Origin of the sequence: Amycolatopsis iheyensis (assembly GCF_024703995.1) — a bacterium.
Classification (GTDB): domain Bacteria; phylum Actinomycetota; class Actinomycetes; order Mycobacteriales; family Pseudonocardiaceae; genus Amycolatopsis; species Amycolatopsis iheyensis.
On sequence record NZ_JAMXQV010000028.1, the window covers coordinates 1 to 21,097 of the forward strand.

The 21,097-nt window shown below is 72.0% G+C and carries 18 protein-coding genes and 1 riboswitch; of the genes, 5 read left to right on the forward strand and 13 right to left on the reverse strand.

Annotation, left to right across the window (positions count from 1 at the left end; genetic code table 11):
* Window positions 1–227 precede the first annotated feature (227 nt).
* On the forward strand, window positions 228–1,460 hold the full coding sequence (locus tag M8542_RS38840) for an aldehyde dehydrogenase family protein (RefSeq protein WP_257925358.1): 1,233 nt from the start codon (window positions 228–230) through the stop codon (window positions 1,458–1,460).
* 4 nt (window positions 1,461–1,464) lie between these two features.
* Here the strand turns inward: M8542_RS38840 and M8542_RS38845 are convergent, their stop codons facing one another.
* Entirely contained in the window at window positions 1,465–1,716 is a 252-nt protein-coding gene (locus M8542_RS38845; RefSeq protein ID WP_257925359.1) for a hypothetical protein, read from the reverse strand.
* Window positions 1,717–1,770: 54 nt separating this feature from the next.
* Here M8542_RS38845 and M8542_RS38850 point away from each other — a divergent pair, with 54 nt between their 5' ends.
* Window positions 1,771–2,862 carry a dihydrofolate reductase family protein gene (locus tag M8542_RS38850; protein ID WP_257925360.1) on the forward strand — a complete coding sequence of 364 codons (1,092 nt, stop codon included), beginning with the start codon at window positions 1,771–1,773 and terminating at the stop codon, window positions 2,860–2,862.
* A 3-nt stretch (window positions 2,863–2,865) separates the two neighbouring features.
* Here M8542_RS38850 and M8542_RS38855 read toward each other — a convergent pair whose 3' ends face one another.
* The 4 genes from M8542_RS38855 to M8542_RS38870 form a co-directional block, all read right to left on the reverse strand.
* The gene (locus M8542_RS38855) at window positions 2,866–4,074 is read right to left on the reverse strand and encodes a chitinase (protein ID WP_257925361.1); all 1,209 of its coding nucleotides are present in this window, start codon (window positions 4,072–4,074) and stop codon (window positions 2,866–2,868) included.
* Window positions 4,075–4,220: 146 nt separating this feature from the next.
* Window positions 4,221–5,303 carry a sensor histidine kinase gene (locus tag M8542_RS38860; RefSeq protein WP_257925362.1) on the reverse strand — a complete coding sequence of 361 codons (1,083 nt, stop codon included), beginning with the start codon at window positions 5,301–5,303 and terminating at the stop codon, window positions 4,221–4,223.
* Window positions 5,300–5,956: a response regulator transcription factor gene (locus M8542_RS38865; RefSeq protein WP_257925363.1), complete on the reverse strand. Its 657-nt coding sequence runs from the start codon at window positions 5,954–5,956 to the stop codon at window positions 5,300–5,302. The genes M8542_RS38860 and M8542_RS38865 overlap by 4 nt, the downstream gene beginning before the upstream one ends.
* Window positions 5,957–5,991: 35 nt before the next feature.
* Window positions 5,992–7,803 (reverse strand): ArnT family glycosyltransferase, encoded by a 1,812-nt coding sequence (locus M8542_RS38870; RefSeq protein WP_257925364.1) that lies wholly within the window; start codon window positions 7,801–7,803, stop codon window positions 5,992–5,994.
* On the opposite strand from M8542_RS38870, the gene M8542_RS38875 reads away from it, so the two are divergent.
* On the forward strand, window positions 7,796–8,617 hold the full coding sequence (locus M8542_RS38875; RefSeq protein ID WP_257925365.1) for a hypothetical protein: 822 nt from the start codon (window positions 7,796–7,798) through the stop codon (window positions 8,615–8,617). The genes M8542_RS38870 and M8542_RS38875 overlap by 8 nt on opposite strands.
* On the opposite strand, the gene cobN is transcribed toward M8542_RS38875, so the two are convergent.
* The 5 genes from cobN to M8542_RS38900 form a co-directional block, all read right to left on the reverse strand.
* The gene (gene cobN / locus M8542_RS38880; protein ID WP_257925366.1) at window positions 8,614–12,177 is read right to left on the reverse strand and encodes a cobaltochelatase subunit CobN; all 3,564 of its coding nucleotides are present in this window, start codon (window positions 12,175–12,177) and stop codon (window positions 8,614–8,616) included. The genes M8542_RS38875 and cobN overlap by 4 nt on opposite strands.
* A 31-nt stretch (window positions 12,178–12,208) precedes the next feature.
* A riboswitch (cobalamin riboswitch) is annotated at window positions 12,209–12,320 on the reverse strand.
* A gap of 55 nt (window positions 12,321–12,375) precedes the next feature.
* Window positions 12,376–13,383, reverse strand: a complete 1,008-nt coding sequence (locus M8542_RS38885; RefSeq protein WP_257925367.1) for an NlpC/P60 family protein — start codon at window positions 13,381–13,383, stop codon at window positions 12,376–12,378.
* 7 nt (window positions 13,384–13,390) lie between these two features.
* Window positions 13,391–13,873: a poly-gamma-glutamate biosynthesis protein PgsC/CapC gene (locus tag M8542_RS38890; RefSeq protein ID WP_257925368.1), complete on the reverse strand. Its 483-nt coding sequence runs from the start codon at window positions 13,871–13,873 to the stop codon at window positions 13,391–13,393.
* Window positions 13,873–15,051 carry a poly-gamma-glutamate synthase PgsB gene (gene pgsB / locus M8542_RS38895; protein ID WP_257925369.1) on the reverse strand — a complete coding sequence of 393 codons (1,179 nt, stop codon included), beginning with the start codon at window positions 15,049–15,051 and terminating at the stop codon, window positions 13,873–13,875. The genes M8542_RS38890 and pgsB overlap by 1 nt, the downstream gene beginning before the upstream one ends.
* A gap of 1 nt (window position 15,052) precedes the next feature.
* Window positions 15,053–17,422: a HAMP domain-containing protein gene (locus tag M8542_RS38900; RefSeq protein ID WP_257925370.1), complete on the reverse strand. Its 2,370-nt coding sequence runs from the start codon at window positions 17,420–17,422 to the stop codon at window positions 15,053–15,055.
* A gap of 194 nt (window positions 17,423–17,616) precedes the next feature.
* Here M8542_RS38900 and M8542_RS38905 point away from each other — a divergent pair, with 194 nt between their 5' ends.
* A complete protein-coding gene (locus M8542_RS38905) occupies window positions 17,617–18,531 on the forward strand; it encodes a hypothetical protein (protein WP_257925371.1) in 915 nt (304 codons plus the stop codon).
* A 126-nt stretch (window positions 18,532–18,657) separates the two neighbouring features.
* On the opposite strand, the gene M8542_RS38910 is transcribed toward M8542_RS38905, so the two are convergent.
* From M8542_RS38910 to M8542_RS38920, 3 genes are read right to left on the reverse strand one after another with little or no spacing between them, the layout of a single operon-like run.
* Window positions 18,658–18,897 carry a helix-turn-helix transcriptional regulator gene (locus M8542_RS38910; RefSeq protein ID WP_257925372.1) on the reverse strand — a complete coding sequence of 80 codons (240 nt, stop codon included), beginning with the start codon at window positions 18,895–18,897 and terminating at the stop codon, window positions 18,658–18,660.
* 2 nt (window positions 18,898–18,899) lie between these two features.
* Window positions 18,900–19,751 (reverse strand): ABC transporter permease, encoded by an 852-nt coding sequence (locus M8542_RS38915; protein WP_257925373.1) that lies wholly within the window; start codon window positions 19,749–19,751, stop codon window positions 18,900–18,902.
* Window positions 19,748–20,674, reverse strand: coding sequence for an ABC transporter ATP-binding protein (locus M8542_RS38920; protein WP_257925374.1), 927 nt, complete (start codon window positions 20,672–20,674; stop codon window positions 19,748–19,750). The genes M8542_RS38915 and M8542_RS38920 overlap by 4 nt, the downstream gene beginning before the upstream one ends.
* A 108-nt stretch (window positions 20,675–20,782) precedes the next feature.
* Between M8542_RS38920 and M8542_RS38925 the strand changes: the two genes are divergently transcribed.
* Window positions 20,783–21,097 (forward strand): DUF6191 domain-containing protein, encoded by a 315-nt coding sequence (locus M8542_RS38925; protein WP_257925375.1) that lies wholly within the window; start codon window positions 20,783–20,785, stop codon window positions 21,095–21,097.

Here is a 21,097-nt window from a genome sequence, read left to right on the forward strand (position 1 = left end):
TGGAGCCTGGCGCGCGGGCGGCCGTGCCCGCGTGGCCGGGTTCAACGCGCCGGAGCGCCGGTGGCCGAACCCGCACCCCGGCACACGCCGGCCGCGAGGCTGCGGCCGGGCCGGAGCCCTGGGCGCCCGTGCGCAGCCCGGCGTGGCTGCTCCCGGAGCCCGTCGCCGGCGGGGTCGGGCCATGCGGCAAACTGGTCTCTCGCTGGTCGCGTGGAGGGAGACGGACGATGGACGAGGTCGCCAAGGCCGTGGAGGAGTGCGCACGGGCTGCGAAGCTGGCCGCGCCGTCGCTTGCCTCCGCCTCCGCGCAAGCCGTCGATGCCGCGCTCACCGGGATGGCGCAGCGGCTGCTCGCGCACCGCGACGAGATCCTCGAAGCCAACCAGGCCGACGTCGAGCGGGCGAAGGCCGACGGGATGAGCGCCGGGCTGCTCGATCGGCTCACCATCACCCCCGAGCGGCTCACCGGCATGGCCGAACAACTCCAGCTGCTCGCCGGCGCGCCGCACCAGGAACGCTCCGTCGACGTCTCCACGCTGGACGGTGGGCTGAAGCTCGTCGAGCGGCGGCGGCCCGTCGGGGTCATCGGGGCGAACTACGAGGCGCGGCCGAATGTCACCGTCGACGTCGCGTCGCAGCTGGTCAAGTCGCGGAACGGTGGGGTGCTGCGTACCGGCTCCGCCGCGCTCGGGTCGGCGCAGCGGCTGCGTGAGGTCGTCATCGCGCCCGCGCTGACCGAGGCCGGGATCGACGCCGACTGCGTGCAGCTCGTGCCGCGCGTCGAACGGGAGGCGGCGTCCGCGCTGGTTCGGCTGCCGCACCTCGTGCCGCTCGTGATCCTGCGTGGCAGTGGTGACAGCACCCGGGCGCTCGCCACCGAGGCGGCCGTCCACGGCGTGCGCACCCTCGCCCACGCCGACGGAGGTGGCGTCCTCTACGTCGACCGTGGGGCGGACGTCACGAAGGCGCGTGACCTCGTCCACGCCAGCCTCGACCGGCTGGGCGTCTGCAACCGGCTGAACCTGCTGCTCATCCACGAGGGCATCCACGACGACGTCTGGCCCGCCATCTCCGAGGCCCTCGAAGACCGGGGCGTCACGCCGTCGCTGGCGCCGCACGAGCACGCCATCGGCTACGAGTGGGCGCTGGACTCCGACCGCGAGGCGACCGTCACCGTCGCCAAGGTCGGGGCGCTGGCCGACGCCGTCGAGATCGCCAACGAACGGACCTCCGGCCTCGCCGCGGGCATCGCCACCGAGGACGCGGCGGCCGCCGACGCGTTCTTCGACGGCTACACCGGCACCGGGGTCTTCTGGAACGCCCCGACCCGGCTGCTCGACGGCTTCAAGCTGCTCGCCGTCCCGGAAACCGGGATCAACCTCGACAAGGTCCCCGGTCCGCGCGGGCCGGTGACCTACACCGACCTCTACGTCCGCCAGTACGCGGTGCTGCCCGCCTGAACCCTCAGATCCGCGGCGGCACGTTCGCGAGCCGCCGCAGCTGCTGCACCGTCTGCTCGGTGTTGGCCAAGAGCTCGGTGTGCTCCTCGGTTTCGCCGGCGTAGCGGAAGATCGCGGTCGGGCCGTCGCCGATCGCGATCGCCGCGACCAGGCGGCCTTCCGGGTCGCGGGTGAGCCCGGTCGACACCTGTACTTCCCGGCCGACGGTGTCGACCGTGGTGAGGGTCCGTTCGTGGTACCAGCCGCGCGTGCCCATGCCGGATAGACGCCGCGATCGCCGGGCGTGTTACGGCGCGGCATACTGGGCCGGGTGATCACCCGGCCCCACGTGCTGCTCTCCGCGGCGCAGTCGCTCGACGGCTTCCTCGACGACACCTCGCCCGAGCGGCTCGTACTGTCCACAGAGGACGATTTCGCCGTCGTCGACCGGCTGCGGGCCGAGGCCGACGCCATCTTCGTCGGCGCCGGGACCGTGCGGGCGGACAACCCGCGGCTGCTCGTCCGCTCGCCGGAGCTGCGGCGCCGCCGCCTCGAGCGGGGGAAGCCCGAACAGCCGGTCAAGGTCACCGTGACCACCCGTGGCCTCGATCCCGGCGCGCAGTTCTTCACCGTCGGGGACACCGAGAAGATCGTCTACGCGCCGCCGGGAGCGGCGGACGCGCTGGCGGACGTCGCCACCCTCGTCGACGCCGGGAACCCGCCCGACTTCGGGCGCGTCCTCGACGACCTCGGTGCCCGCGGCATCGAGAACCTGCTGGTCGAGGGCGGCGGCGGGATTCACACGCGGTTCCTCACCGAAGGCCTCGCCGACGAGCTGCGGCTGGCGATCGCGCCGTTCTTCGTCGGGCAGCCGGAGGCGCCGCGGTTCGTCGGGCCCGGGCTCTACCCGCGTGCGTTGCGCCTGGCCGGTGTCGAAGAGCTGCAGGGGATGGCGATCCTCCGGTACCGCGCGGCCGACGAGCCGACCGGGCGGGACGTCCGGCGGCTCAAGGAGGCCATCGCGCTGGCCGCCGAGTGCCCGCCGAGCCACACGTTCCGGGTGGGGGCCGTCGTCACCGGCGCCGACGGCGAGGTCATCGCCACCGGGCATTCCGGCGAAGGCGACCCCACGAACCACGCCGAGGAGGCCGCCCTCGCCAAGTGTGCCGGCGACCCGCGCCTCGCGGAGGCGACCATGTACAGCTCGTTGGAACCGTGCAGCCACCGGAGCTCGCACCCCCGCAGCTGCACGCGGCTGATCCTCGACGCCGGCATCCCACGGGTCGTGTTCGCCTGGCGCGAGCCGCCCGTGTTCGTCGACGCGCGGGGCACCGAGCTGCTGCGGGAGGCCGGGCGGCACGTCGTGGAGGTTCCCGCGCTGACCCCGGAGGTCCAGCGCGAGAACACCCACCTCACCTTCTGAACTTCAGCAGGCGCCGTTGTCGGCCCAGACGCCCCATTCGCCGGTGGTGCCGGGCTCTTCGCCCTGCGTCCACCACTTGGCCGTCCACTTGTGGCTGTTGTGCGAGACGACGTTGTCCTTGACGTAGACCTTCGTCCGGTCCCACTCCGCCGCGGTGCAGGAGCCGCCGCCCGGGGTGGTCGGGGTCGTCGTCGGCGGGGTCGGCGTCGTCTGCGGCGGGGTCGCGCCGGCGAAGCGGACGCTGAACTTCGTGAAGTCCCAGTCGTTCTGCGGGACGTTGCTGCAGACGCCGTTGTCCGTCGTGCCGACGCAGGCGCGGTCGCGGTTGACCGACCAGAACGTGAAGCGGCCGAGGCCGTGGCTGGTCGCGTAGTCGTAGACCGTCTGGAAGTCGGCCGTGTAGAACATCTCCGCCGCGTCCGACTTGCCGTTCATGCCGGAGAAGCCTTCGTGCGAGTACGCCGTCGCGCTGTCCCAGCCCAGGTGCGACATGAGCAGGCCGTGCAGCGCTTCCAGCGCCGACACCTGCGACGAGCCGCCGTTGAACCCGCCGTCGAACGGCATGATCGAGAAGTTGCTGGGCGTGAAGCCGATCGACTTCGCCTGGTCGATCAGCTGCGTGCCGAACCAGCCGGTGCCGGCCGCGGTGCCCGGCATCGTCACCGAGACGAACAGGCCCGGGTTGTTGGCCTGCAACGTCTTCGCCGCGCCGAGCTCGTTCGCGATGGCCGCGGTGTTCTCGTACTCGGGCTCTTCGAGGTCGAAGTCGATCGCCTTGAGCGAGTACTTCGTGATGACCTGCTGGTAGGCGGCGGCCGTGGCGGCCACGTTCCCGCAGGTCTGGCCGAGCTTCGTGCCGCCGTAACCGCCGACGGACACCGAGACGTCACCGCCGTTGGCGCGGATCCGGGAGATCACGTTCGCGACGGTGGTGTCCGAGGAGACCGCGTTCGTGCCGTCCCAGGTGGGGCTGCACCCGCCGCCGTTGGGCGCGAGGATGAACGCCAGCTGGAAGGCCTTGAGCCCGGTCGCGTTCATCACGGTGATCGGGTCCGGCGGGTTGTTGCTCACCGGCATCAGGTACGGCGCCGCGGCGTACCAGTTGTTGCTCAACGCAGCCGTGGCCGACGGCGCCCCGAGCACGAGGCTCACGGCGGTGGCGGCGAAAGTGGCGGCGGCGAGCCCGATGGCGGCCAGTCTGCTTCTGCGCATGAGCTGTCCTCCCGGTGGGGATCGAGGGTGGACAAACTATTGGACTAGACCATTGACTAAGTCAAGACGCGGAAGGTCGGAGACTGGCGAACGCCGGGCGAAAAGCGCCGTTATATCCGATATTCGTCCGGATCGAAGCGGGAAAGTCACCCTCGCGGCAGCGACACGACGACCACGAGCCCACCCTCCGGCCGGGCCGTCGCGCTCACCCGGCCGCCGTGCGCGTGCGCCACCGACCGCACGATCGACAACCCCAGCCCGGCCCCCTCGGCCGCCACGCGGGCCCGGCGGTGGAACGGGTCGAACAGGGCCGGGACCTCCGCCGGCGGGATCACCGGGCCGCTGTTGGCCACCGTCAGCTCCACCCGGCCCGGCAGCGACCGGGTCGTCACCCGCACCCAGCCGCCGGGGACGTTGTGCCGGGCGCCGTTCTCCAGCAGGTTGTGCGCCAGCCGTTCCAGCAGCAACGCGTCACCCAGGGCCGTCGCCTCGCCGAGGTCCTCCGCGACACCCGGGGGCACCACGTGCGCGACCACTGCCGCCAGGTCCACCGGACGGCGTTCGGTCAGCGCGTTCTCCGACCGCGCCAGCAGCAGCAACCCGCTGATCAGCTTCTCGTGCCGCGAGTTGATCGACAGCAGCTTGGCGCCCAGCTCGCGGACGTCGTCCGACGCCGTGCGGCGGTGCATCGCCACCTCGACCAGCGACCGGTTGAGCGTCAGCGGCGTGCGCAGCTCGTGCGAGGCGTTGGCGACGAACCGGCGTTGCGAGTCGAAGGACCGGTCGAGGCGCTCGACCATCACGTCGAACGCGTCGGCGAGGTTCTTCACCTCGTCGTCCGGGCCGCGCAGCGCGATCCGCTCGTGGCCGCCCGGGTCCGCGGCCGCGGCGATGCGGCGCGCGGTGTCGGTGACCTGCCGCAACGGCGCGAGCACGCGGCCGGCCACCAGCCAGCCGGCGCCCGCCGCGATCACGGCCACCACGGCCAGCGCGATGCCGCCCTGCGTGAGCAGCGACGTCGCCGCCGCCTCGCGGACCAGACGGGCCTGCTGGTCCAGGGACTCCGGCGACGGCAGCGGCGGCGCGCCCGGCGGCGCGGACCCCATGATCACCGTCACCCGCCGCCCGACCTGCTGCGTGAACAGCAGGTACGTGACGCCCAGCAGCACGACACCCGCCAGCAGGAACAGGCCGCCGTACAACACGGTCAACCGCAGCCGGAGGCTCATCGGAGCCGGTAACCCACCCCGGTGACCGTCTCCACCAGCGGCGGGTCACCGAGCTTGCGGCGCAGCTTGAGGATGGTCAGCCGGACCACGCCGGTGAACGGGTCCGCGTGCTCGTCCCACGCCTTCTCCAGCAGGTGTTCCGCGGACACCGCGGCGCCGTCCGCGCGCAGCAGCTCGGCGAGCACGGCGAACTCCTTTTTGGAGAGCGGGAGGTAGCGCCCGTCGCGGAAGACCTCGTGCCGCGCCGGGTCGAGCGTGACGCCGGAGCGGCCCAGGACCGGCGGCGCGGCCGGCCGGCAGCGCCGCCCCAGAGACTGGATGCGCGCGGCCAGCTCCGGGAACGCGAACGGCTTGGTCAGGTAGTCGTCGGCGCCGAGGGACAGCCCCGCGACGCGGTCGGTGACCTCGACGGCCGCGGTGAGCATGAGCACCCGCGTCGCCGCTCCGGAGGCGATCACGCGGCGGCAGACGTCGTCGCCGTGCACGACCGGCAGGTCCCGGTCGAGCACGACGACGTCGTAGTCGTGCACGGCGATCCGGTCGAGCGCCGCGCCGCCGTCGTGGGCGATGTCGACCGCGTGCGACTCGTCGCGCAGCCACTCGGCGATCGCGTCCGCGAGCATCGGCTCGTCCTCCACCACCAGCACCCGCATGCCCCGATGATCGCCGCGGCCGTGTTTCCTCGCCGTTAGCAGCGGTAGAGCGAGTACGGGCCGGATCCGCCGCCGTAGGCACCGGGGTCGACCACCGTGCAGTGCTGCTCGATCCAGCGCTGTCGCTCGCCCTGGACCGGGCTCCGCGGCGGCCCGGGCTGGGTGCCGGCGCTGCTCAGCACGAACCGCAGCTTGCCCTCGGCGAGCCAGCGGTCGAGCTGCGCGACCGACGGCGCGTTGTCGCGGCCGCCGAAGCCGCCCATGCCGATCACGGTCGCGTCGGAGTCGATGAGGAACGGCGCGACCGTGCCCGCTTCGGCGTTCACGGCGAGGGTGATCTCGGTGCCGTCGCGGCGGGCGTAGTCGAGGATGCGCCGCTGCTCGGCCGACAGCGTGGCGGTGCCGTCGCCACCCGACAGCATGAGCCGGGGCTTGGGGCCACCGGGTGACAACGGCGGCGGCGCGCCCGGCCCGGTGGCCGGCCCGGCGGCGGGCAGCGTCCCGGCGGAGGTGCTCTGCGCGGCGGCGTAGGACCAGACAGCGGGTGTGAGCAGCAGCGGGACGAGCGCGGCGACCAGCGTCCGCCGGTCCGGCACGGCGAGCAGGCCCGCGATCGCGACCACCGCGGTGCCGAGCACCGCCCAGCGCGTCCAGCCGTGGAACGTCGTGTCGCGCGAAGTGACGACGAAGGCCCAAGCCGCGGTCAGCGCGACGACCAGGGGGAGCAGGGTCCGCCGGTGTTCGCGCCACAGCAGCGCCAGACCCGCGGCCGAGATCGCGGCGACGGCGGGCGCCATCGCCGTTGTGTAGTACGGGTGCCAGATGCCGCCGGCGAAGCTGAAGACCACGGTGGTCACCAGCAGCCAGCCGCCCCAGAGCAGCCAGCCCGCGTCGCGCCACCGGCGGCCGATGACGGCCAAGACGACCAGGCAGAGCGGCAGCAGCCAGGAAATCTGGCCGCCGACCAGGTCGTTGAACATCCGGCCGGGCCCGGGATCGCCGCCGAAGGACGACGTGGTCTGCTGCCCGTTGCGCATGATCATCATGCCGCCGCCCTCGCCGTCGCCGGAGAGGCGGCCGAAGCCGTTGTAGCCGAAGACGAGGTCCCACGCGGAGCCGTCTTCGCTGCCGCCCACGTACGGCTTGGCGCCGGGCCACCAGTCGTGGAGCGCGATCCACCAGAACGAGGAGACGACGAGCACGAGGCCCGCGCCGAGGACGTCGAGCAGCCGGCGCTTGAGCGGGCCGGTCGTCCCGGCGAAGTAGGCGACGACGAGGGCGGGCACGATGATCCACGCCTGCAGCATCTTGGTCAGGAAGCCACAGCCGACGAAGAAGGCGCACCACCACAGCCATTTCCGGCCGTCTTCGAGCGCGCGGGTGAGTGCGTACGCGGCGGCGACCAGGAAGAGGACGAGCAGCGTGTCGGGGTTGTTGTCGCGGTTGATGATCACGGTGACGGGCGTGAGCGCCAGGATCGCCGCGGCGAGGAGGGCGACGTGCTCGCCGGCCCACCGGCGGACCGTGCGGTGCAACAGGAACACCGCCGCGACGCCCTCGATGACCTGGGGGAGCAGCAGCGCCCAGCCGTGGTAGCCGAAGACGAGCACCGAAAGCGCTTGCGGCCACAGGGCCATCGGCGGCTTGTCGACCGTGACGACGCCGTAGGGGTCGAAGGAGCCGAAGAGGAAGTCGGTGAGGCTGCCGGTCATCGACTTGACGGCGGCGGCGTAGTAGGTGTTCCCGACCTGGCCGTCGCCGATCTTCCAGGCGTAGAGGACGGCGGCGCCGAGGCAGACGAGGGGAAGCGCCCAGGGACGGGTTTTCGGAGGGGCGGCGGTGATCATGACCGCCACCCAACTCCGGCCCGCGTTTCCCGGGCGTTTCCGCGTTACAGTGGCCAAGGTGACCACGCCCGGCGATCTGCCCCGCACCCCGCTGTCCCGCTTGCTGGAAGAGATCTCGTGGGAAGGCAGGTCGGTCGTCAAGTACCGTGACGGCGGCCGCGGCAAGGAGAACGTGCTCACCGCGGAAGTGCTTACAGCGCTGGACTACCTGCCGCGCGGTAGCTACCTCGGCAATGTTCTCCGCCACGCGCACGGGGCCCCGGGGGCGGTCGCCCGGGCCGCCGAGGAAGCCGAGGACGCCAGCGTCGTCTTCTTACCCGACGAGTACGTGCTCAGCCGCACGGCCCGCGGTAAAGCCGACCTGGTCGTGCAGCCGGACGCGACGATCACCGGTCTGAGCAGCCTGGTCCTCGTCGAGGCGAAAGCCATCCGCGCCGGAACGTTCGGGCCGGAGCAACTGGCGCGCGAGTACTTCGCGGTCACCGCCGCCGCGGGCGAACGCATGCCGTTGTTGCTGCTCATCCTGGGCGCCGCACCTCCGGTCGCCATCCGAGGACGGAGCGGGCGGTTCGGAATCGCCGAGGCGGTGGCTACGAACCTGGAGGCCGTCTACGCCAAGGCAGCTCGGCACCCGTGGCCGCTTGCTGAGCTTCAGGCACGGGTGACGGAGTCCTGCGCATGGCTGACGTGGGCCGAAGTCGCCGACCTCGTCACCGCTGAACACGAGCGAGGCCGGCACTCCGGCACGTTCGCCGCCGGAACCGTTGATCGGCTCGTCGCGACGATCACGCGAGCCGTCCACTGGCACGGCTAGTCCGCCTCGAGGTCACCCTCCAGCGACAGGTACACCTCGCGCATCTTCTCGAGCAGCGAGGGGTCCGGCTCCTCCCACAGCCCCCGGTCCGCCGCCTCGTTCAGCCGCTCGACGATCCCCCGTAGCGCCCACGGATTGGCCTGTCGCAGGAACTCCTGGTTCACCTCGTCCAGCACGTACGACTCGGTCAGCTTCTCGTACATCCAGTCGCCGACCACGCCGGCCGTCGCGTCGAAGCCGAACAGGTAGTCCACTGTGGCCGCCAGCTCGAACGCGCCCTTGTAGCCGTGACGTCGCATCGCCGCCAGCCAACGCGGGTTGACCACCCGCGCCCGGAACACGCGGGCCGTCTCCTCGCCCAGCGTCCGCGTGCGGACCGCGTCCGGGGACGTGCTGTCGCCCACGTAGGACGCCGGCGCCGAGCCGGTCAGCGCGCGGACCGTCGCGATCATCCCGCCGTGGTACTGGAAGTAGTCGTCCGAGTCCGCGATGTCGTGCTCGCGCGTGTCCGTGTTCTTCGCCGCCACCACGATGCGCTTGTACGAACTCTCCATGTCCTCGCGCGCCGGCCGCCCGTCCAGGTCGCGGCCGTAGGCGAAGCCGCCCCAGACCGCGTACACCTCCGCCAGGTCCTTGTCGTCGCGCCAGTTCCCGCTGTCCATCAACGGCAGCAGGCCCGCGCCGTACGCGCCGGGCTTCGAGCCGAAGATCCGGGTCGTCGCGCGGCGGGAGTCGCCGTGGGACGCCAGATCGGCGGCCACGTGCGCGCGGACGAAGTTCTCCGACGACGGTTCGTCCAACCCGGCCACCAGCCGCACCGCGTCGTCCATGAGCGTGATCACGTGCGGGAATGCGTCGCGGAAGAAGCCGCTGATGCGGATCGTCACGTCGATGCGGGGGCGGCCCAGTTCGGCCAGCGGGATCGCCTCGATGCCCGTCACGCGCCGCGAAGCCTCGTCCCACACCGGCTGGACACCCAGCAGCGCCAGGACTTCCGCCGCGTCGTCGCCGGACGTGCGCATCGCCGACGTGCCCCACACCGACAGCCCGACCGAACGCGGCCAGTCGCCGGTGTCCTCGCGGTAGCGCTTGAGCAGCGAGTCCGCCAGCGCCTGCCCGGTCTCCCAGGCGAGCCGGCTCGGGATCGCCTTCGGGTCGACCGTGTAGAAGTTGCGCCCGGTCGGCAGCACGTTGACCAGCCCGCGCAACGGCGACCCGCTCGGCCCGGCCGGGATGTAGCCGCCGTCGAGGGCGTGCAGCACCGCGTCCAGCTCCGCCGACGTGCCCGCCAGCCGCGGGACGATCTCCGTGGCCGCGAACGAAAGCACCCGCGCCACCGCCTCGTCCGGCGCCACCGAAGCCACCGCGGTGGCGTCCCAGCCCCGCATCTCCATCGTCTGGACGAGCTCGCGCGCGGTCTTCTCGATCGCGTCCACTTCGGACATCGGCGCGTCTTCCTTGAGCCCCAGCGCCGAGCGCAGGCCGGGGACCGCGCCCTGCTTGCCGCCCCACATCTGGGTCGCGCGCAGCATCGCCAGCACCAGGTTGACGCGTGCCTCGCCGACCGGCGCCGCGCCCAGGATGTGCAGCCCGTCGCGGATCTGGGCGTCCTTGACCTCGCACAGCCAGCCGTCGATGTGCAGCAGGAAGTCGTCGAACTCCGCGTCGTGCGGGCGTTCGTCGACGCCGAGGTCGTGGTCCAGCTTCGCGGCCTGGATCAACGTCCAGATCTGGGCGCGGATCGCGGGCAGCTTCGCCGGGTCCATCGCGGCGATGTTCGCGTGCTCGTCGAGCAGCTGCTCCAGCCGCGCCATGTCACCGTAGGACTCCGCGCGGGCCATCGGCGGGATCAGGTGGTCGACGATCGTCGCGTGCGCGCGCCGCTTGGCCTGCGCGCCCTCGCCCGGGTCGTTGATGAGGAACGGGTAGACCAGCGGCAGGTTCCCGAGCACCGCGTCGGGCGCGCACGACGCCGAGAGCCCGGCCGTCTTGCCCGGCAGCCATTCCAGCGACCCGTGCTTGCCCAGGTGGACGACCGCGTGCGCGCCGAACTCCTCCTCCAGCCAGCGGTAGGCGGCCAGGTAGTGGTGGCTGGGCGGCAGGTCCGGGTTGTGGTAGATCGCGACCGGGTTCTCGCCGAACCCGCGTGGCGGCTGGATCATGATGATGACGTTGCCGCTCTGCAGTGACGCCAGCACGATGTCGCCGTTGTCGACGTACAGCTCGCCGGGCGCCGGGCCCCAGTGCTCCTCCACCCCCGAACGCAGCTCGGCGGGCAGCTCGGCGAACCACTCGCGATACCGGGCAGCGGGCACCCGGATCGGGTTGCCGGACAGCTGCTCCTCGGTCAGCCACTCCGGGTCCTGACCACCGGCGGCGATGAGCGCGTGGATCAGCGCGTCGCCGTCGGGCTGGTCGGTGCCGGTCGGGTCGACGCCCGGGAACGCGTCGGGCCCCAGGTCGTAACCCAGGCCGCGCATCCGCCGCAGCAGCTCGATTGCCGACGCGGGCGTGTCCAGCCCGACCGCGTTGCCGACGCGAGAGTGTTTCGTCGGGTATGCGGACAGCATCAGCGCGATGCGCCGCTCCGACGTGGGCGTGTGCCGCAGGCGGGCGTGCGCCAGCGCGATGCGAGCCACCCGGGACGCGCGCTCGGCGTCCGGGACGTACCGGGGCAGGCCGTCCTCGTCGAGCTCCTTGAACGAGAACGGCACCGTGATCAGCCGGCCGTCGAACTCCGGCACGGCCATCTGGTTGCCCGCGTCGAGCGGCGAGAGGCCGTCGTCGTTGGCCGCCCACGTCTCGCGGTCGCTGGTCAGGCACAGCGCCTGCAGGATCGGGACGTCGAGCGCGGCCATCTCGGCGACGTCCCAGGCCTCGTCGTCGCCGCCCGCGCCCACCTCGGACGGCCGCGTGCCGCCCGCCGCGAGCACGGTCACCAGCAGGGCGTCCACGGACGCCAGCTCGGCCATCATCGCCGGCTCGCGCGTCCGCAGCGAAGCGCAGTAGATCGGCAACGCGCGCCCGCCCGCGGCTTCGATCTGATCGGCGAGGGTGTGTACGAACTGCGTGTTCCCGGACAGGTGGTGCGCGCGGTAGTACAGGATCCCGATGACCGGGCCGTCACCCCGCGAAGGCCGCTCCAGGACGCCCCACGCGGGTTGTTCGGCGGGCGGCTCGAAGCCGTCACCGGTGAGCAGCAGCGTGTCGGAGAGGAACCGCTGCAGCTGGGTGAGGTTCGCCGGGCCGCCCTGCGCCAGGTAGGCGTGGGCCTCGGCGGCGATGCCGATCGGGACGGTCGAGAGCTTCATCAGCTCGGCGTCGGGCGTCTGCTCCCCGCCGAGGACGACGACGTGCGCGCCCGACGCGCGCAGCGTGTCCAGGCCCTCCTGCCAGGTCCGCGGCGTGCCGAGGATGCGGACGACCACGATGCGCACGCCTTCGAGCAGCCCGGGCAGCTCGGCGACGTCGAGCCGGGCGGGGTTGCCGAGCCGGTACTCACCTTCGGCCGAACGGGCGCTGAGCAGGTCGGTGTCCGAAGTGGACAGCAGCAGGATCACGAGGCTCCTCCTCGGGGTCCGCGCCCCGGGTCGACGGGCGCGCCGGCCGGAGTTCCTGGCTCCCGGAGATCACTCTCCGATGACAGTGGCGGGACCGCCCCGGACTCTCACCGGGTTCCTCCACCTGCCGACGCGTGGGTATCGGTCTCACTCTCCGGTGCGGCCGGGCGCGGCGTCAAGGTGACGTGTGCCCGCTTGTCAGAGCCGCTTGGCCGCGCGGAACGCCTTCGCGTAGGTCCCGGAGCCGTCGATCAGCGACACCCCGCCCGCGTCCCCGAAGGTCGGGCCGTTGGCGACCTTGCGGCTGGAGAGCACGCGGTGGTGGCCGTCGCTGTCGATGCCCAGGTAGATGCCGGTGTGCGAGACCTGCGTGCCGAGCTGCGGCTCCAGGTTGAAGAACAGCACGTCACCCGGCTGGAGGGTGCTGAAGTCGGTCGCCTGCTTCTTCTCGTCGTGGACGACCTCGGTGCCGGGGCCCAGCTCCGACAGCGCCCACGCGCGCCGCGGCAGGCCCGGGCCCTTCGTGTTGGTGCCGAGCAGCGGGTAGCCCGAGCGGTAGCCGTAGACCATCCGGACGAAGCCCGAGCAGTCGAGGGACCGGGCGCGCGCCGGCTCCGCCGCCTCGTGGACGCCGCCCGGGAAGTCCCAGCCGATGCCCAGGTAGTCGTAGAAATCCGACTTCTCGAGGCGGCCCTCCGCGCTGTCCGGGCCGAAGTTGGCGTCACCGCCGATGCGGAGCTTCTTCGCCATCTCGTCGGCCGCGCCGTCGGTGTACTGCAGGGCGATGGCCAGGACGTCCGGATCGGTGTTCCCGACCGCCTTCGGCAGCCAGTCGGTGAACCACTTCTCCTTCTCCGCGCCCGCCTGCCACGGCTGCGGCGCGAGCCGGATCCAGGCGGTCGAGGTGATGCTGACCTTGGTGAACCTCGGCTCGGTGAAGGTGCGGGTCTTCCCGGTCAGCATGACCGCGCGGGAGCCGTCGGTGAACGACGCCAGCTGGGCGCCCGCCGCGTCACGCACCACCGTCCGGGCCGGATTTTCCAGCCGTTCGTAGGTGTACCCGCCGGTGACCGCCGCGCCCGTCGGGGCCGCCGAGGCCGAGATGGCCGTGATCTCCTGCCGGTCCTGCGTCGCGACGTAGACCGCCGCCGTGCCGGACACGGCGATGACCGCGGCGAGGACGCCGATCCGGACCCCTTTGCGCATCGTCACCTCAGACCGTCGGGACCAGGCCGACCAGCACGCCGCTGATCAGCACCGCGTAGCTGGCCAGGCTCACCCCGCCGGTGGCGAGCATCGTGGCCACGGGCTTCTGCCGGACGAGCTGGTAGGCGACCAGCCCGGGCACCACGAACCCGAGGGTCTGGTGCACGAACAGCAGCGGGAAGTCGGCCTGCAGGACCAGCAGCAACGTCGTCTGCAGCACCACGCCGAGCAGCACGACCGCGGCGAAGAGCCGCTTGCCGTAGAGGATCACCATGCGCTGCAGCAGCTTGGTGCCGCCGAAGGTCAGCGCCGTCATCAGGACGATGATCGCCGCGCGGCGGTAGTCCTCGACCATGGTCAGCGCGATCCAGCCCGGCGTGATCATGCCGCCGGGGGAGAGGTTGGTCGTGAGGTAGCAGACCAGCGACAGCAGCAGGCCGATGGCGAGCCCGACGGTGGCGACCTCGGGGGCGAGGGACGTGGTGAGCATCAGGCGACCGGTTCCAGTTTGGCGAGTTCCTCGATGAGCAGTTCCCCTTGCCCGTGGATGTTGCCGATGGCGATGAGCGACGCCTGCCGCCCGACGCCGCCGACGATCCCGCGCAGCAGTTCCCGCGGCGAGCGCGAGCCGCCGAGGTCGACGACCCGGTCGTGCCACTCGCTGGGGATGGCGGCGCGGGCGCTGCGCGTCGGGTCGCCGATGAGCACCACGCGTTCCGGCGCGATCTTGGGGATGAGCGCGCCCATCTGGCCGTTGCGCTCGACGCGGTCCGGACGGCAGTTGATGATCACGTGCAGCGGGTCGGCGATCGCGCCCTGGCGGCGGAGCTGGTCGATGTTCAGCAACGTCGATTCGGGGTCGTTCGCGGCGAAGACGTTCGCGAAGCGCAGGAGCCGGCGCCCGGCGCGGTACCGGTGCACCTGCAGTACGCCCGGGTCCGGCGGCGCGGCCCACATGCCTTCGAGGGCGAGCTGCCGGTTGACGTTGAGCAGGTCCGCCACGGCCAGCGCGATCGCGACGTTCTCCTTGAACGTGATCCAGCTGAACCGGCGCATCTCCTCGTCGGTGACCGACTCCGGGTCGACGGCGATCAGCTCGCAGTCCCGCTTGTCGGCCTCCTCCTGGAGGATGGGCAGCCGGTCCTTCTCCGCGGTCAGGCAGATCCCGCCGACCGGCATCGACCGGGACAGCGAGCGGGCGACGTCGTCGAGCGTCGGGCCCATCTCGGCCAGGTGGTCTTCGCGGACGTTGCAGAGCACGCCGATCGTCGAGCGGATCAGCTTGCTCTGGTTGATCTCCTGCAGGTCGGGCATGACCGCCATGCACTCGATGACCAGCGCGTCCGGCCGGTACGCGGCGGCGCGGCGGACGATGCCGATCTGCTCGACGACGTTGGCGATGCCGAACTTGCGGTACACCGGCTCTTCGCTGCCGTCCGGGTGGATGAACCGGGCCGCGGTGCCGGTGGTCTTCGCCGTCGTCACGAGGCCGCCGCCGCGCAGGGCGCCCGCGCAGAGGCGGGTGATGGAGGACTTGCCGCGGATGCCGTTGACCAGCACGCGCGTCGGGATGCTGTGCAGGTGCTTGTAGTGCTGGCGCTGTTCGGCGATCCCGGCGGCCAGCATCGCCGCCGACGCTGTGAGCAGCACGACGTAGAGGAACGTCACGTCAGACCCCGGCCCCGTCCAGCCAGCTGAGGTAGTCGCTCTTGGCCTTCTCTTCGGGTGTCCGGGCCGGTATCCGCGGCGGTGTCTGCGGCCGCGGCCGGGCCGCGCGCGGCCGGGGTGGCGACTGCGGCTTCGGCTTCGGTTCGGGGGCCGGTTCCGGCTCGTCCACGATCTTCTGCAGCAGCTCGGTCTCGTCGGTCGCCGCGCCGGTGGGGCGCCGGACCTCGCCGAGGCGGTCGCGGCCGTCGGTCAGGGCCTGGCGGCAGATCTCGACGCAGGAGGCGATCGTGCCGATCTCGTCCTGCCGCTGCGGGTAGACGACGGCGCCGGTCTCACCGGCCGCGATCCGGCTCGCCTCTTCGCCGACCCGGCGCAGCGGCCGCACGACCACCAGCAGGTGCCAGGCGAACAGCATCAGCGCGACGACGGCGGTGAGCAGCGCGGCGACCCGCGCGCCCGAGCGGACGGTGTTGTCGGCGACCCCGAGCGACCCGATCGGCTGCTCGGCGACGACGACCCACTTCAGCGCGGCGGCGTTGCCCTTGTCGGCCACCCGCTGGGCCGCGACGAGCGCGCCCGGCGTCGTCTCGCGGGCGTCCTTGCCGGACTGCGCCGCGTCGACGTTCTTGATCAGCGCCGGATCGGTGAGCGCGCTGAACGCGAGGTAGCCCTCGGTGTCGGCGATGGTGCGCTTGCCCTCGTCGACGACCCGGACCCGGCCGCCCGCCGACCCGAGCAGCTCGGCCATCCGCGGCACGTCGTACTCGCCGACCAGGACGTTCTTCGAGTCCGGCAGCGGCGTGAAGGCGTAGACGATGGGCACCCGGCCGCTGGTGTTGTGCTGGCGCAGGCCTTCGCCTTCGGGCAGCTTCACCGGATCGCGCAGCGACTCGCGCCCGGCCAGCAGCCGGACCGCGCCGTCGGCGTCGGCGACGTAGACGCTGCGGAACCGGCTTTCGGTGTCGGCCAGCCGGTCGAGCATGCCGCGCAGCTGGTCGGGCTCCTTGCCCTTGCCGAGCCGGGCGACGGCCTGCAGGTCGGTCAGGCCCTCGGCGAGGCTGCGGCGCAGGGTGTCGGCCGAGCGCGTGACGCGGACGCCGTGCTCGCTGAGCATGGTCGGCGACACGTCGGCGTGCTGCCGCCCGAGCGTCGCGGCGACCGCGCCCGACCAGCCGAGCAGGGCCAGCGCGACCAGGACGATGACCAGCTGGGCGGAGACGAACGGGCGCACCTTCGGCGCGGGCTTGCGGCGACGCAGCTTCGAGCGGTACCGCTCCATCGCCGTCGTCACGCGATTGACCTCGCGGATCCGCGAGGGGCGGACCGGCTTGCCGAGCTCGCCGGCCGCGACGGCGAGCGCGTCGGTCCGCAGCCGCCGGATCGGCGCGACGACCGCGCGCCGCAGCAGCACGAAGCCGGCGACGGCCAGCGCGAGCAGCGCGGCGGCGGGGATCAGGCCGGGCCAGCGCGCCGGCACGGCCTCGACCGGGAAGCGGCTGAACGAGACCACGGACAGGCCCAGGCTGCCGCCGATGCTCGAAGGCGTGACCGGCGCGTAAGAAACCAAAGGAGCGCGCTCGGTGCTGACTCCCCGTGGGCCCTTCTCGCTCACGGCGTCGCCGGTCAAGACGCCGGACTGGCCGGCGGCGGCCGCGGTGGCGGCGCGGGCGAGCAGCTCCTGGGCCGGGCGGTCGGTCGCGGCGATGTCGGCGCCGTGGGTGTGCAGCAGCGCGCCGTCCGCGGTGACCAGCCGGACCTGCTGCTGGCTGTCCTTGTCGAGGTCGCCGGTGGTGCCGCGCAAGGCCGTCGAGACGACGAGCAGCTTGCCGGCGCGTGCCCCGGTGAGCGGGAGCGCGGTCAGCACGAGCGGGGTGTCCCCGGGCCGGGCGACCGGGCGGACGGTGAGGTTCGCGACGGCGACGCCGCGCAGGGTCTCCACCGGCACCGGTTCGCCGCGCGTGGCCAGGACCTTCTGCGCGGCCGGGTCGTAGACGACGACGCCGCGCCAGTCCTCGTACGTCTCGCCGAGGCGGGTGAGCAGCGCCGTGTCGTCGGCGGTGTCGAACACCCCGGAGCCGGCCGCGACCTGCAGGTCACCCGCGGCGGCCGTGGCCGACGTCGCGACGCTCTGCGCCAGGCCGGCGGTGGTGCGCTGCTGGCCGGCGGTCACCTCGTCCGGGACGCGGCCGGCCGCGTCGTTCGCGCGGATCAGCGACAGCGGCCCGGCGGTCGACAGGTAAAGCGCGGTGAAGGCGGCGATGAGCAGCAGCAGAACGAAGGTGGCGGCGGACGCGACGCCGGCGCCGCGGGGGAAGCCCGCCTCCGGAATCTGCGCGCGCAGCCGTGCCGCACGATCTTTTCGCTGGTTCAACCTGGTCCCCCCAGGCCCTTTCCGTCGCGCGATCCCGGAGGATCGCCGGCCAAGATCAGCCGATACTGGAACGCCCACCCGTTCGGGTCACGTGAAGGTATCAATGGAGCGTGAAGTGACGTTACAACTACCCCCATCGAGGGACAAACCGTGGTTAACGGTTGATGCAGAGCGGCATCAGTACACTCCGAGTGGTGATCAGCCGACCGCGGATGTTGCTGAGCGTGGCCGGTGTGGCCGTCGCGCTGGCCTTGGTGCTCACCCTGGTCCTGATCCTCGGTGACGACGGGTCACCGAACCCCGCACCGCCCGCCCCGGAGGCCGGTTTGGATTCCCTGGTAACCGACTTCACATCCGGCCTGTCCGCGGACCAGCCCTACCGTTCACCGAAAGCCGACGAACGTCGTACGGCGGCGGCCGGTTTCGCGGCGATTCTCGATCACCGGGGCACGGCGGACTTCGAAAAGCTCGGTTTTTCGGTGCGCGACGGCGTCGATCCGGCGACCGGGCGGGCGTACACGATCGCCGTCGACAAGCCGGGCAGCGAGCGGGCGTGGGGGATGTACGTGATCGACCGGACGGCGCCGCCGTCGCTGGTGGTCGAGGTCCCGCACCCGGCGTTCGACCTGCGGACCGAGCTGTTCGGCGTCGACCTGTTCCGGAAGGTGCCCGGTGCGGTGCTCCTGATCGCCGGGGCGCACCGGAAGGCCGACGACAGCAAGGCCGACGTCGCGCACGAGGAGGATTCGGTGTTCCACGTCGTGGCGTCCGGGCTGGCCGGTCGCGGACTGGCGCAGGTGCAGCTGCACGGCTTCCACGACCAGAACCTGCCCTCGACGGACATCGTGCTGTCCTCGGGCGCCACGCTCGCCGGCGACGCGGCCCGCCGCGCGGCGGAGCGGCTGACCGCCGACGGCTTCCAGGTGTGCCGGGCCTGGGAGGAGCGCTGCAAGGGCCTCGAAGGCACGACGAACGTCCAGGGCAAGATGGCCGCGACCGACGGCACGGTCTTCCTGCACGTCGAGATGAGCCGCACGGTCCGGGAATCCCCGCAACGCCGGGCGGACGTGGTCCGAGCCCTGACGGAAGCAGACCTCACCAAGCCGTGAGGGAAGGGTCGACTCGCGTGATCGGGGAGTCGACACGCGTGATTGAAGGGTCGACACGACGTGCGAGCCGTGTCGACCCGCCAATCACTTGAGTTGACTCCCCCATCACGCGAGTTGGCGTTCCGATCACGCGGAGCGTTCGGTGTCTCCGAGGCGGGGGAAGGGTTTCGTGGAGAACAAGACCTCCACCGAGACCTCGAAGAACTCCGCGATCCGGAGGGCCAGGTACAGCGACGGGCTGTACTCGCCGCGTTCGAGGTAGCCGATCGTCTGGTAGTGCACGCCCAGGGCCTCCGCCAGCTGGCGCCGGGAGATCGACCGCTCCGCGCGCAGCATCGCGATCCGGTTGTAGACGACCTCACTCATCACTACCCCACACGCTGCATGGCCTTCTCCCGGCGCTGCGCCACCGACGAACCCGCTTCCCGCCGCGCCATGCGGCGCAGCAGCACCGGGGCCAGCGCCAATCCGAGCACGGACCACGCGAGCAGTACCGCGAGGGTCGGCAACGGCCGCCACGACTGGCCGATTTCGACGACCACCGCGCTGTCCGGCAGCAACGCCGAGCGCATGCCGAGGCCCAGCCAGTACATCGGGAACACCTGCGCGATGCCCTGCACCCAGGACGGCAGCGCGGTGACCGGGTAAAAGATCCCCGAAATGGCGCCCAGGCCCATGATCGGCAGCGTGATCAGCGCGATGGACCGCGGGCTGTTGGTGAGCGACCCCAGCGCCGCCCCGAGCGGCAGCGTCGCCACCAGCCCGAGCGCCAGCACCCACAGCAGGTGCACGTACGACCAGGCGCCGTCCGGGGCCAGCGAGTCGAACAGGAACAGGCAGGGGACCAGCACCAGCAGGATGCCGGTGACCTGCGCCAGCGACAGCGCCGTCGTCTTCCCGACCAGGTAGCCGAGCATGCCGTTCGGGGTCGCCTTGGCACGCAGCAGCGTGCCGTCCTCGCGGTCGACGGCCAGGTAGCCGGCCGCGCTGTTCAGCCCGTTGAACACGATCCCGGCGCCGAGCACGCCGGGCACGGTGGCCGCGCCGAGCGAGAACGTGGTGCCGGGCAGGTGCGCGTTGCGCATGAAGAACAGCGTGCCGAGGAAGAGCGCGACGAAGACGAACTGGCCGACGACGTCGTCGCGGTTGGTCCACGTCTGCTTGAACTCGATCCAGCCGCGGGCCACCCCGGCCCGCAGCGCGGCGGTGGGGGCGTTCATCGCGCACCCGCTTCCTGGAGGCCGAGCTCCGTCTCGCCACCGGCTTCGGCGCGGTGGACCAGCGTCATGTAGGTGTCCTCCAGCGACGCGCGCCGGACCTCGAGGTCCGCGACGGCCTCGCCGTGCTGCTTGAACAGGTCGTACACGTACTTCGTCGCTTCGGTCGTCGAGTGGACGAACCGCTGGCCATCGAGCGTCCAGCGGACCTCGGCCTCGCCGGAGATCTGCCGGCTCAGCGCGTCGGCCGAGCCGTCGGCGATGATGCGGCCGCCGTTGAGGATGAGGATCCGGTCGGCCAGCTTCTCGGCCTCGTCGAGGTCGTGCGTGGTCAGCAGGATCGTGGTGGCCAGCTCGTCGGACAGCCGGTGCACGAGGTCGTGGAACTCGCGCCGCGCCTCCGGGTCGAAACCCGCGGTCGGCTCGTCGAGGAAGAGCAGCTCGGGCCGGCCGACGATGCCGATCGCGACGTCGAGCCGCCGCCGCTGGCCGCCCGAAAGGGTCTTGATCTTCTTGTGCGCGTGCTCGGTGAGCCCGACCGCGGCGATCAGCTCGTCGGCGTCCCACGGCCGCACGTGCGACGCCGTCGAATACGGCGCGTAGTACCGGCCGAGGTGCGCGAGCAGCTCGCGCACGCGCCACTTCCCGTGGTCGCGCCACGACTGGAGCACGACCCCCAGCCGCGCCCGCCAGTCTTCGCCGCCGCGCGCCGGGTCGACACCCAGCACGCTGACCTCGCCGGCCGACCGCATCCGGAAGCCCTCGAGGATCTCGATCGTCGTCGTCTTGCCCGCGCCGTTCGGCCCGAGCAGGCAGACGACCTCGCCCCGGTACGCCTCGAACTCGACGCCGTGCAGCACGTCGTTCGCGCCGTAGCGCATCCGCAGCCCGCGTGCGCGGACGACGGGTTCCGCTGGATCTCTCATCACGTCACCCCCATCTGACTGATGCGATCGAATGTAGCACACCTACTACATATGATCAGAGTTCTGCGGCTCCGGGAACTTGACCGGCGGTCACCCGGTTCGCCGGGCATGGGTACTTGGCTGGGGCTGGCTCTGCCGGGCGGCGTCCTGATCCTGCTGGTCGTGGCCGCGGTCGAACTGCGGCCGCGCAAGAGGGGCTCGCGGTTCAAGGCGCGGCTGTCCGCGACCTACCTCGACGAGACGACCGCGTTCCTCTACGGCACCAAGCGGCGTGAGCTGGAACACCGGGAAACGATGTCGATGCTCGTCGAGACCGACGCCGACGGCGCGCCACCCCTGCGTGACGTGGACCTCGAGGCCGGGACCGCCCGGATCCGGCCGCGCTCGGACCCGCCGGAGCCGGAAAACCGCCAGCTACAGTGA